Source organism: Eubacterium sp. 1001713B170207_170306_E7 (assembly GCF_015547515.1).
GTDB lineage: Bacteria > Bacillota > Clostridia > Eubacteriales > Eubacteriaceae > Eubacterium.
This window is the reverse complement of sequence record NZ_JADMVE010000007.1, coordinates 105,556-118,269: the sequence shown is the minus strand read 5'-3', so window position 1 is coordinate 118,269 and position 12,714 is coordinate 105,556. Positions and strand designations below refer to the sequence as shown.

Sequence of the window (12,714 nt, the reverse complement as noted above, 5' to 3'; positions counted from 1 at the left end):
TTTACGAACCCTTTTATCAGCGCAAAAGCGGTTGAGATTGCGGCCGCAGGCCGCGTCCAATCAAAATGCATAGCATTTTGTTTCGTAATTCTCCATTTTCCATTCTCAATTTTCCATTTAAAAAACAGCCGCCAGACTGCAAAGAGCAGCTGGCGGCTGTTTTTTCGTTTATTCTTTAATTTTCTTCCTATCTTTCCAGACCCAGGCCTGGTTTTTCAGGCAGGATCATGGTCTTGCCGTTTTCCATGATAACGCCGCCCTTTACGGCCACGTCGGTCAGGGTCAGGTGTGCGTCCAGATCCGCTCTTGTGATGTTTTTCATGGCAGCGCCCAGGCTGGCGGCAGCGGTCACGCCAATGTTGCTTTCTTCCGCCATACAGCCCAGCATGCACTCAACGCCGGCCGCTTCTGCGATGGCGTTGATCTTGAGCGCTTCGCGGATACCGCCGCACTTCATGAGCTTGATGTTGATCAGGTCAACGGCGTGCATTTTGATGGCGCGCATGGCATCCTTGGAATTAAAGACGCTCTCATCACTCATAATCGGAATCGGAGAATGGGCGGTGACGAATGCCAGACCGTCAAAGTCATGGTAAGGTACAGGCTGCTCGATGAGCTCGATGTCGTAGTCGGCCAGCTTGTTGATCACAGAGATGGCTTCCTTTGGCGTCCAGCCCTGGTTGGCGTCCAGACGGATTTTGACGTCCGGACCCACCGCGTCGCGGATGGCCTTAACGCGGGCCACGTCAGCCTCCACCGTGGTGCCGACCTTTGTTTTGATGGTGTCAAAGCCTTCGGCCACATGGGTTCTCGCCTTTTCAGCCATATAAGCCGGATCGTTGATCCCAACCGTCATGTCTGTTTCAAAGGTATTGGAATTTCCCCCTAAAACCTTGTATAACGGCATTTTTGTGATTTTACCGATCAGATCATAGCAGGCGAGGTCAATGGCGGTTTTAGCCGAAGGACAGTGGGCAATGGCACGGTCCATGATCCAGTAGATTTTTTCAATGTCCATCGGATCGCAGCCGATAATATCCTTTTCCATGATGCGGATACCGGCTTCAATGCTTTCCAGGGTTTCACCGCTGATCAGAACAGCGGCAGAGCCTTCGCCGATCCCCACCAGGCCTTCATCGGTTTCAATTTCCACCAGAATCTGCTCCGCGTGGGTGATAACGCCCAGTGAGATATGAAACGGTTCAACCAAAGGAATCTTGACACGTTTTGTGTTGATTTTCGTAATTTTCATTTAGATACTTTCTCCCTTTATTCTGCTAAAGTTCCTGTATACAGCGCAAAAGCCTGGATTTCCAGGCTTTTGTCAAACTTCATCGTAAATGGTCTATTTTCCCGGGAAGTGGCAGGCGCACATATGGCCGTTGCCCAAATCCTTAAGCTCAGGGGTGCATTCCTTACAGATCTGCTGCGCTTTGTAGCAGCGGGTATGGAAGCAGCAGCCGCTCGGCGGGTTGGCCGGGCTGGGCAGGTCACCCTGAAGAATGATCTTCTCCCTCTGGGTTTTCTCAACCGTCGGGATAACCGACAACAGCGCGATGGTGTAAGGATGGGACGGGTTGTTGTAGAGCTCGTCCTTTTCCGCATACTCGACAATATGGCCGAGGTACATGACCGCAACCTTATCTGAGATATGGCGCACAACGCTCAGATCGTGGGAAATAAACATAAACGCGATTCCCATATGGTGCTGCAGGTCCTCCATCAGATTGATGATCTGGGCCTGGATGGAAACGTCGAGGGCCGATACGGGCTCATCACATACCAAAAGCTTTGGCTGTAAAATAATTGCCCGGGCAATACCGATTCTCTGGCGCTGTCCGCCTGAGAACTCGTGGGGGTAGCGCCGGATATACTGAGTATTAAGCCCAACCAGGTCCATGATTTCAAGGACCTTTGCCTCGCGCTCCTTGCTGTTCATATCGGTCTGAATCTCCAGAGGCTCGCCGATGATTTCACCGACGGTCATTCTCGGGTTCAGCGAAGCGTAAGGATCCTGGAACATCATCTGGAACTCCTTGCGCTTTGTGCGCAGAGCCTTGCGGTCCAGGGTCATGATGTCCTCACCCTCGTAGATGATCTGGCCCTCCGTCGGCTCGATCAGACGGAGAACCGAACGGCCCATGGTGGATTTACCACAGCCGGACTCCCCTACGATACCGAGGGTTTCACTGCGGTTAAGGGTAAAGCTGACGCCGTCCACCGCCTTGACAAATGACTTTTCCTTGCCGAAACCGCCTTTGATGGGAAACCACTTTTTCAGGTCTTTAACTTCCAGCAACACATTGTTTTTTTCTTCTGCCATTAGTTTTCTTCCTCCCATCCATCGGTATATTTAAAGCAGCGCACCTGGTGGCCGTCAAGGTCGACAAGCTCCGGACGCTCCCTGCGGCAAATATCCTTTGCGTACTCGCATCGCGGGCAGAACAGGCAGCCCTCCGGCATATCGTTAAAGCTCGGCACCATGCCCTTGATGGTCGAAAGCTTTTCTTCCTGGCCGCCCAGCTTAGGAATACAGCTGATCAGGCCCTGGGTATAAGGGTGCAGAGGCTTTTCAAACACGGTGTCCACATCGGTGTACTCAACCACCTGGCCCGCGTACATAACCATAACGTTATCGGCCACCTCAGAGATAACCCCAAGGTCATGGGTAATCATCATGACTGCGGTGCCGGTTTTTTCCTTGAGCTCGTTGATCAGATTCAGAATCTGGGCCTGGATGGTAACATCCAGAGCGGTTGTCGGTTCGTCACAGATCAAAAACTCAGGGTCACAGGACAGGGCCATGGCGATCATAACACGCTGGCGCATCCCGCCTGAAAACTCATGGGGGTAGGAATTAAGACGCTTTTCGGCATCTGGGATCTTAACGAGATCCAGCATCTGAATTGCGCGTTCCCGGGCCTGCTCTTTGGTCATATCCTCATGGATCAGAATCGCTTCAGTAATCTGCTGTCCAACGGTATAAACCGGGTTCAAAGAGGTCATGGGTTCCTGGAAAATCATGGCAATTTCCTTGCCGCGGATTTTCCGCATTTCTTCCTTATCTTTATTCAGCAGGTTTTCACCTTTAAAATCAATTTCGCCGTTGACAATCTTCCCCGGCTTTCCAATCAGCTGCATAATCGACATCGACGTGATACTTTTACCACAGCCAGACTCCCCTACAACCCCGAGTGTTTCGCCTTTATCTACGGAAAAACTAACACCATCAACAGATTTAACGACACCTTCATCGGTGTAGAAATAGGTCTTGAGGTCTTTTACTTCTAATAATTTCATGTCGTAATCACCGCTTTCCGATCTTAATTCTTCAACTTCGGATCAAGGGCGTCTCTGAGGCCGTCACCGAACATGTTAAAGGAAATAACCGTGATAACAATGGCAATCCCCGGGAATATACTGTACAGCGGGTCGCTGTTAATATAAGGCTGGGCGTAGCTGATCATGGAGCCCCAGCTGGGATCTGGCGGCTGGATACCAATACCGAGGAAGCTTAAGGACGCCTCGGTCAGGATCGCGCTCGGAATACCAAGGGTTATCAATACAATAATGGTTGAAATGCAGTTTGGAATCATGTGCTTCATGATGATACGGAAGCCGCTGCCGCCGCTGGCAATACAGGCCTCAACGAATTCCTTTTCCTTGAGCTGCATAACCTGCCCGCGGACCATTCTGGCCGTCTGTACCCAGTTGACCACCGCAAGTGCGATGAACAGGCTGGTGAGGCCGGTACCAAGAGCGAACATAATTGCCATCGCAAGCAGCAGGTCCGGGAAGGCTGCGAAGATTTCCATGATTCTGGAAATAACCGTATCCACCTTGCCGCCATAGTAGCCTGCGAGCGAGCCAAGGGTAACACCCAGAAATGTCGCGATGATCTGTGCGACGATCCCGGCTGAAAGGGATACGCGGGTACCGTAAAAAACACGGGATAAAATATCACGTCCGTATTCATCGGTCCCGAAAGGGTGCGCGCCGGATGGCGATTGAAGGGCAATGGCCAAATTCTGCTGATTTGGATCATAGGGAGAGATGAGCGGAGCCAGAATCGCCACAAGCGCCAGAAGAACAATGATCCCCATACAAACCATGGCGACCTTATTTTTCTTCAGGCGGTTAAAGCTGTCCTTCCAGTAGCTTTTTGACTGGACGACGATTCCCTGTTCGGTCTTCTCCTCAGCGTAGTTGTTTCGTTTATATCCAAGATTTGGTGTCTTCATTATTTTTTACCCTCCGTAACTCGAATTCTTGGGTCAATGAATGCGTAAGAAATATCGACCAGAAGGTTTACCAGTACAAAGGCAACCGCCACGTAAAGCATGGCGCCACGCAGAAGCGGAAGGTCACGGTTGTTAAGGCTCGTAACCAGAACATTACCAATGCCTGGAATTGTGAATACTTTTTCAATGAGCATTGAACCGCCAAGCATGTAGCCAAGCTGTGTCCCCAGCAGGGTCACAATCGGAATCAACGCGTTCTTGAAGGCATGCTTCCACATCACGACGCTTTCCTTGACGCCCTTCGCCCGCGCAGTACGGATGTAGTCCTGTCCGATAACGTCCAGCATGCTCGTACGCGTGATACGGGCAATGGATGCGGCGTACCGCGTCCCCATGGCGATACTCGGCAGGATAAAATAAATGGGCGATGAGAACCCGGAAATCGGCAGTAAATCAAGCTGTAAACCGAAGATAATCTGTAGAATAATGGCAACCCAGAAAGATGGTGCGGAAATACCTACGATAGAGAGTGTCATTAATGTTGAATCCAGTGCTTTACCTCTGTAGATAGCAGCCAGCATTCCACAAGTCACCCCAATGATTACGGCAAACACAAAAGAACATGCTGCCAGCTGAAGCGTAATGAAAAAGCTACGGGTTAATGTTTCCATTACCGGCTCTTTTGTGAAGTAGGATGTTCCTAGATCACCATGGAAAATTCCAACGAGAAAATCCCAATATTGCTGAATCAACGGTTTGTCCAATCCAAGCGAGTGTCGCACCTGTTCCATCGTCGCAGGGTCTGCACGTTTTTCAAGCATCAACGCAACAGGATCGCCGGGCAGCACATTCATCAGTAAGAAGACAATGATACTGATGGCGAAAAGCACCAGCAGTGTCTGCCCAAGTCTTTTTAGGATATATTTACCCAAACTGTTTTCCTCCTTTTAATTTATAACCATTTAAAATACACGGTAGAACAAAACCTTAAGCATTGTCCTACCGTGTTTTTAAACTTATAAATAACCCTTAATATTTCTTAGGATAATTCTGCTGTGCTGAAGTGGAAACGGAACATATCCGTTACTTCAAAGTTCTTAATCGCAGAATTCTGTAAGTAGTATTTGGTTTCGTTGAACAGTGGAATTGCACCGTAATCCTGGCGAGTTAAGATGTTGTCAGCTTTGCTGTATAATTCCTGACGTTTTGCTTCATCGGTGATCTGTCTTGCTTCATCAATCAAGGCATTGAATTCAGGATTGTTATAGCGGCTGCTGGAGTTGTTCATGGTTGTTGTGCTTGAGAATCTCTGATAGATCATGCCATCAGGATCAATATAGTCAACATACCAGTTGCTTGTAGACAGCGGCACATTTGCACTCTTAGCCATATCGGAATAAGCTGCACCATCCATCTGCTGTACGTTAATTGTGAATCCGGCTTCTCTGGCCTGATCCTGTACGGCAGTTGCAACTTTAACGAGGAAAGAGTATTTGGTGGAGACCGGAAGGTCTACTGTATAGCCATCCGGATAACCGGCTTCAGCCAATAACTGTTTCGCTTTTTGAGGATTATATTCATAAGCAGGAACAGAATCGTCATAACCAATTAATCCTTCTGGAATAAAGGTCTTAGCTGGTGTAGCTGTTCCATTCATTAAGTTATTGCAAATATCTTCTCGATCAATTGCATAGCTTAATGCTTCTCTTACCTTAGGCTCGGTGATCTTATCCATGTTTGGAGCCATATAAACAAGACCGACTGGATTGAAGGAGTGAATAGAGTCCTTGATGTCTGCGTTGTCTTTGTACTGTGGGTATAAAGTCGCATCTAACTGTAAAACATCAACATTGCCCTTCTGGAATTCCATAACCTGAGTGTTCATATCTTCGATGAATTTGAAGGAAACGCCAGCGTTTTTAGCGGCTTCGCCATGATATTCATCAAATTTTGAAACTTCGATTCCCTGTCCTGCTGTGTAGCTGTCCAGTTTGTATGGGCCTGTACCATAAAGTACGGTTCTACCCCAGTCTTCACCGGCTTCTTCACAGGCTTTCTGTGGGAAAATGCAAACGTATGGTGTCGCCAGAGCAGATGGGAATGGGCTGTATGGCTGTTCCAATACCAGCTCAAACTTCTGATCATCAATGATTTTGAAGCCTTCCAGAGAAGTAGCAGTGCCCTCGATTAAGTTCTGAGCGCCCTGTACCTGGTCAATCATAGCCCCCATAACGCCCTTTGTCAGCAAACGTTCAAAGGAATACTTGACGTCTGATGTTTTTACAGTATCTCCGTTGTGGAATTTAACATTATCCTTCAGTTCAAAAGAATAGGTTAAACCATCGTCGGAAATCTTAGGCATCTCCTTGATCAGCAATGGTGATAACTGACCATCGTTATCAAGGTTGATCAGAGGTTCTGTAACCTGATCAGCAACCATCATCAAATAGCTGTTCGTCTGTTTCTGCATATCAATCGGCACATTAGGATCCTGCATTGCTACACGGACCTTACCGTCTGAAGATGTTCCCCCAGAAGAACTTCCACCAGTTCCACAGCCTGCAACGCCGATGGCAAGTACGGCTACAAGCAGCAGAGCAAAAAGTTTTTTTACACTCTTCATTTCTTTGTCCTCTCTCTTTTTTTATTTTGAGTATATGGATAAGCAGCATTCTTAAAACTTGATTAAAAAAAGCTACAAACCGTTGGTTATTATAATATAAAAAATCTGTTACGTCAATTTTCCCGGCTAAAGCTGAATATAAAAAAACTCTAAAACCTGGCTGTCTTAGCCAATTTTAGAGTTCATGATTAAATTTGGCAGGGGCAGAAGGATTTGAACCCTCGGCACGTGGTTTTGGAGACCACTGCTCTACCAACTGAGCTATACCCCTACAGTAAAATGGCTTTTGCAAAAGCAAAAGCGACCGTTGTTATCTGCGTATTAAAATCAAATGGTGGGCCATCAGGGACTCGAACCCTGGACACCCTGATTAAGAGTCAGGTGCTCTAGCCAACTGAGCTAATGGCCCATTTGCGTGACCTCAGATTTAAGGTACTCGTATATTATAGCCATATCGATGCCGGAATGCAAGTACTTTTTTCAAATTTTTTTATTTTTTTTACGCGGGACAATCTGCGTTAAAAAAGAGCTGCCTGAAACGGCAGCTCTGATCCGTAACCTCACACCTTCAAATCAATTTCAGTCATATCCAGCAGATCCTTATTGGCGTCCAGCACAGGCTGTACCTCTTCCTCAATAAAGTCCACCACCTGCTGCGGCGCGCGTCCGATATAAAGGGCGGGGTCAAGAATGCTTTCGATGTCCTCCGCCTTGATGCCAAAGGTGCCGTCCGCCACAATACGCTCGATCAGGTCATTGGGCTTCCCTTCCACCTTGACGGTCGCGCCGGCTTCCATGGAGAGGACCCGTATTTTTTCGTGCAGATCCTGACGGTCGCCGCCGTTTTTCACGCCCTCCATGATGATATTCTCAGTCGCCATGAAAGGCAGCTCATTCATGATGTGCTGATGGATCACCTTTGGATAAACCACCAGGTTCTCAGAAATATTGATGGCGATGGCGATGATGGAATCCGCAGCCAGAAAGGCCTCCGGCACGGAAATACGCTTGTTGGCCGAATCGTCCAGGGTTCTTTCAAACCACTGGGTCGCGGCTGTGATGGCCGGATTCAGCGAATCGACGATGATATAGCGGGCCAGCGAGCAGATACGTTCGGAGCGCATGGGGTTTCTCTTGTAGGCCATGGCCGAGGAGCCGATCTGTGTTTTCTCAAAGGGCTCCTCCACTTCCTTCAGGTGCTGCAGCAGGCGGATATCTGTGGCAAATTTACTCAGACTCTGGGCAATACCGCTGAGCACTGCCAGAACCTGGCTGTCAAATTTACGCGGATAGGTCTGTCCGGTGACGGCGTAGGTCGCCTTAAAGCCCATTTTTTCAGCCACCAGCTTATCGATCTGCTTGACCTTTTCCTGATCATTTTCAAACAGGTCCATAAAGCTGGCCTGGGTGCCGGTGGTGCCCTTGGCGCCGCGCAGGCGCACAATGCTGATGAGATGGTCCAGATCCTCCAGGTCGATCATCAGGTCCTGAATCCAGAGGCTGGCGCGCTTGCCCACGGTGGTCAGCTGCGCGGGCTGGAAATGGGTAAAGCCCAGGGTCGGCAGGTCCTTGTATTCCAGCGCGAACCGGCTTAAGGCATTGATGAGGTTCAGCAGGCATTTGCGGATGTGCACGAGCCCCTCGGTGTAGGTGATGATGTCGGTGTTATCTCCCACATAGGCGCTGGTAGCCCCCAGATGGATAATGCCCTTGGCTTTGGGGCATTGCTCCCCATAGGTGTGCACATGGGCCATCACGTCATGGCGCAGGATTTTTTCTTCTCTGGCCGCTGTCTCGTAGTCAATATCATAAATCTTGGATTTCAGCTCCTCGATCTGTTCATCGGTGATGGGCAGTCCCAGCTCCTGTTCAGCTTCTGCCAGGGCAACCCACAGCTTGCGCCAGGTTGAAAACTTGTTATCGGCAGAAAAGATCCGGCAGACTTCCTTGGACGCATAGCGCTCAATCAGTGGACTCTCGTAAAATTCTTTCATCTTGTTACTCTCTTTCTCCTGTGTATTATTGATACAGGCATGCAGGGCACGCCTATGCTAAAAACGCTTCGATCCGGTTAAACCCTTCCTCGATTTCTTCCATCGAGGTCGCAAAGGATAAACGGATGTGTCCGGTAACGCCAAAGGCCTCACCCGGTATGGTGACCACCTTCTGCTCATCCAGCAGTTTTTGTGAAAATGCGTATCCGGACGCGATGCCGTATCTATTATCCTCGATAACCCGGCGGATGTCTACAAAAATATAAAAGGTGCTCTGGGGATAGAGATAGCCGAGCTGCGGAATCCTGTCCAGCCGCGCCATCATGGCTCTGCGGCGCCCGTCAAAAATACGGATGATCTCATCCACCACCTCACCCTTCTCCTCGAGGGCGGTAATGCCTGCGTACTGGGTAATGGTGGAGGGGTGGGAAATCGTATGGCCCTGAATCCGCTTCATGCCCGCGATAATGTCCGCGGGTGCGGCAGCGTAGCCCAGCCGCCAGCCCGTCATGGCATAGGTCTTTGAGAACCCGTTGACCAGAATGGTGTTGTTTTTGACCGCCTCACCAAGAGACGCGATGCTGACGGTTTTGTTGCCGTCGTAGACAAATTCCTCGTAAATTTCATCGGATATGACCAGGATGTCCGCCTCCACTGCCACCTCCGCCAGGGCCTGCAGCTCCTCACGGCTGTATAATACCCCTGTGGGGTTTACAGGCGTGTTCAGCATCATGGCCTTGGTTTTATCCGTAATGGCGGCTTTCATCTGTTCTGCGGTCATTTTAAAGGCATTTTCGGGGTCTGTGTCCACCACTACGGGCACGCCGCCCGCCAGCCTGACCATTTCCGTGTAGCTGACCCAGTAGGGCTTGGGAATAATGACCTCGTCGCCCGGGTTCAGAATGGTCTGTAGAGCCACCGAAAGGCTACTCTTGGCCCCGCTGTTGACAATGATCTCGTCCAGCCCGTAGCTCAGTCCATTATCCGCCTTCAGCTTTTTTGCAATGGCACGGCGCAGCGCCGCCACGCCGGTTACCGCGTCGTATTTGGTATGGCCCGCATCGATGGCGGCCTTGGCGCCGTCGCAGATGTAATCCGGCGTGGTAAAATCCGGCTCGCCGGTGCCAAAGCTCACAACCGATTCGCCTGCTTCGCGAAAGGCCTTGGCCTTTTCAGACAGGCTCAGTGTCAGGGAATCCACACAATTCTCAACTTTTTCCGATACTCTCGTTCTCATTGTCTACTCCTCATAAATCCGGTAAACCCGTTCGATTTTAACCGGCTGGTTTGTACGGTCATCAATCTCAACCACGATGCCGTTAATCTGCCATGGGCGCGCCTTCTCGATGACAAAACGCTCTGGACGCTTGGTTACCATGTTCCCAATAATAATGTCCTTTTCCACACCGATGACCCCATTCAGGGGGCCGGTCATGCCAAGATCGGTAATATAGGCGGTGCCGCCGGGCAGAATCCGCTCATCTGCGGTCTGGACATGGGTATGGGTTCCCACCACCACGGAGGCCTTTCCGTCCAGGTAATAGCCAAAGGCGATCTTCTCCGAGGTGGCTTCTGCGTGGAAGTCCACAATCAAAAGGTCAAATTTACCCTCGATCTCCGGCCACACCCGGCTGAACAGGCCAAAGGGTGAATCCAGCTCCGGCATGAAGATCTGGCCGGACAGGTTCATCACACAGATGGTCCTGCCATCGTGCTCAAAAAAATCATAGCCCTTGCCCGGGCAGGGCTCCGGATAGTTCAGAGGCCTGATGATTTTGGGGAATTTCTCAATGTAATTGACCATTTCCTTTTGCTGCCAGACATGGTTGCCCATGGTCATGACGTCAATGGGCAGGTTAAACAGCTCTCGGGCGTTCTTCTCGGTAATGCCGTTTCCGCCGGAAGCGTTCTCGCCGTTGACAATGGTAAAATCAATCTGATATTCCGCGATGAGGCTCACCAGCTGTTCCCTGAGCACGGTCCGCCCCGGACGGCTGACCACATCGCCGATCATTAGTATTTTCATCGTTACTCCAGTCTTATTTTCGTGCATAAATAAAAGGGAAGGGGCTCTGCCCCTCCCCCTCTTTTAAATTCTTAATCGGATCACCGATTCTTCAAAAGCCTTTCTGTCCTTTCAGGATGGCTTTTTCGTCATCTGCGTTACTTGGCATACTCGACTGCTCTGGTCTCGCGGATGACATTGACTTTGATATTTCCCGGGTATTCCATTTCAGATTCAATCTTCTTGGCAATATCGCGAGACAGCATCATCATGTCGTCGTCGTTGACAGAGTCTGGCTTAACCATTATGCGCACCTCGCGCCCAGCCTGGATGGCAAAGGACTTTTCGACACCGTCAAAGGAGGTGGCAATTTTTTCCAGTTCTTCCAGACGCTGCACGTAAGAAACAAGGGTTTCTCTCCTGGCGCCGGGTCTTGCGGCGGAGATGGCATCCGCTGCCTGCACAAGCACTGCCTCAATGGTCGTTGCTTCCACATCGCCGTGATGAGCCTCTACCGCGTGGATCACATTTTTGTTTTCCTTATACTTCTTCAGCAGATTTACGCCGATTTCGACATGGTTTCCTTCAACCTCATGGTCAATGGCTTTACCGATGTCGTGCAGCAGTCCTGCGCGTTTTGCGATTTTAACATTGGCGTCCAGCTCCGCGGCCATCAGGCCTGCCAGATGGGCAACCTCAATGGAATGCTTGAGCACATTCTGACCGTAGCTGGTACGGTATTTCAGACGTCCTAACAGCTTGACAACTTCGGGATGTAATCCGTGGATACCTGTATCAAAACAGGCTTGTTCTCCAACTTCCTTGATCTGAGCATCCATTTCTTTTTGAGATTTTTTAACAATCTCTTCAATTCTTGCTGGATGGATTCGTCCGTCAATAATCAGTTTTTCCAGTGACAAACGGGCCACTTCTCGCCGGATCGGATCAAAGCCGGAGAGAATAACGGCTTCCGGCGTATCATCAATGATCAGGTCAATGCCCGTCAGGGTTTCCAGTGTACGAATGTTACGGCCTTCACGGCCAATGATACGGCCCTTCATTTCATCATTTGGCAGGTTAACCACCGTAATGGTATTTTCTGCCACATGGTCTGCCGCACAGCGTTGAATGGACTGCGCAATCAGCTCCTTGGCCTTTTTGTCTGCTGTCGCTTTGGATTCGGCCTCGATCTGGCGGATCATTACCGCCGCTTCAGCACGGGTTTCCTTTGCAACATCATCCAGTAAAATCTGCTTGGCTTCCTCAAAGGTCATGCCTGAAATACGTTCCAGTTCCTTGACCTGTTCTTCATAAAGGCTGTCCAGCTTTTCCTGTTTCTTATCAAGCTCTTTGTTTTTTCTCTCGAGCTTGTCCTCATTGCGTTCAAGATTCGCGGCTTTTTTGTCCAGGTTTTCTTCCTTCTGGATTAAACGGTTCTCCGTTTTCTGAAGCTCGGCGCGTCTTTCACGATTATCTTTTTCAATGGCTTCCTTTAAAGCTAAGGATTCCTCCTTGGCGTTAAACAACATTTCCTTCTTTTGGGCTTCGCCCTCTTTGACTGCATCGTTTACGATTTTCTTGGCTGTTTCTTCAGCACTATTTATCTTGCCCTCAGCGACGTTTTTTCGGATAAAATACCCAACGCCAAAGGCAATGACTATACCAACGATTAAGCATATAGTTAATATGTCTATAACATTCACCTCCCTAAAGTAAATATTTTGTTATTATTGTTTTTTTAGACACTCATTATAAAGTCTATTTTATACTTTTTTGAATTTAGTGTCAAGAATCAATGCCATGTTAGAAGTTTATATTTTACCGCTTAAGTACAACTTAAACAAACCGGCC

Annotated in this window: 10 protein-coding genes and 2 tRNA genes; all 12 read right to left on the bottom strand. The window is 49.3% G+C overall.

The annotated features are described in order from the left end of the window. Positions 1 to 187: 187 nt before the first annotated feature. Positions 188 to 1,252, bottom strand: coding sequence for a dipeptide epimerase (locus tag I2B62_RS16585; protein ID WP_195270155.1), 1,065 nt, complete (start codon positions 1,250 to 1,252; stop codon positions 188 to 190). Between the two features lie 93 nt (positions 1,253 to 1,345). Next, positions 1,346 to 2,323: a dipeptide ABC transporter ATP-binding protein gene (locus I2B62_RS16580; protein WP_195270154.1), complete on the bottom strand. Its 978-nt coding sequence runs from the start codon at positions 2,321 to 2,323 to the stop codon at positions 1,346 to 1,348. Then, positions 2,323 to 3,300 carry an ABC transporter ATP-binding protein gene (locus I2B62_RS16575; protein ID WP_195270153.1) on the bottom strand — a complete coding sequence of 326 codons (978 nt, stop codon included), beginning with the start codon at positions 3,298 to 3,300 and terminating at the stop codon, positions 2,323 to 2,325. Before I2B62_RS16575 ends, I2B62_RS16580 begins: the two co-directional genes overlap by 1 nt. A gap of 23 nt (positions 3,301 to 3,323) precedes the next feature. Continuing rightward, a complete protein-coding gene (locus I2B62_RS16570) occupies positions 3,324 to 4,241 on the bottom strand; it encodes an ABC transporter permease (RefSeq protein ID WP_195270152.1) in 918 nt (305 codons plus the stop codon). After that, positions 4,241 to 5,173: an ABC transporter permease gene (locus I2B62_RS16565; RefSeq protein ID WP_195270151.1), complete on the bottom strand. Its 933-nt coding sequence runs from the start codon at positions 5,171 to 5,173 to the stop codon at positions 4,241 to 4,243. Before I2B62_RS16565 ends, I2B62_RS16570 begins: the two co-directional genes overlap by 1 nt. Positions 5,174 to 5,280: 107 nt before the next feature. Continuing rightward, positions 5,281 to 6,864 (bottom strand): ABC transporter substrate-binding protein, encoded by a 1,584-nt coding sequence (locus tag I2B62_RS16560; protein WP_195270150.1) that lies wholly within the window; start codon positions 6,862 to 6,864, stop codon positions 5,281 to 5,283. Between the two features lie 195 nt (positions 6,865 to 7,059). Continuing rightward, positions 7,060 to 7,135 (bottom strand) — tRNA-Trp (locus I2B62_RS16555). Between the two features lie 61 nt (positions 7,136 to 7,196). Further along, positions 7,197 to 7,273: transfer RNA gene (locus tag I2B62_RS16550), tRNA-Lys, on the bottom strand. 151 nt (positions 7,274 to 7,424) lie between these two features. Next, complete coding sequence (purB, locus tag I2B62_RS16545; protein WP_195270149.1) at positions 7,425 to 8,858, bottom strand: adenylosuccinate lyase; 1,434 nt, start codon at positions 8,856 to 8,858, stop codon at positions 7,425 to 7,427. 52 nt (positions 8,859 to 8,910) lie between these two features. Continuing rightward, on the bottom strand, positions 8,911 to 10,095 hold the full coding sequence (locus tag I2B62_RS16540) for a pyridoxal phosphate-dependent aminotransferase (protein ID WP_195270148.1): 1,185 nt from the start codon (positions 10,093 to 10,095) through the stop codon (positions 8,911 to 8,913). Between the two features lie 3 nt (positions 10,096 to 10,098). Then, on the bottom strand, positions 10,099 to 10,884 hold the full coding sequence (locus I2B62_RS16535; RefSeq protein WP_195270147.1) for a TIGR00282 family metallophosphoesterase: 786 nt from the start codon (positions 10,882 to 10,884) through the stop codon (positions 10,099 to 10,101). A gap of 137 nt (positions 10,885 to 11,021) precedes the next feature. Then, positions 11,022 to 12,566, bottom strand: a complete 1,545-nt coding sequence (gene rny / locus I2B62_RS16530; RefSeq protein ID WP_110060335.1) for a ribonuclease Y — start codon at positions 12,564 to 12,566, stop codon at positions 11,022 to 11,024. Positions 12,567 to 12,714: the final 148 nt, after the last annotated feature.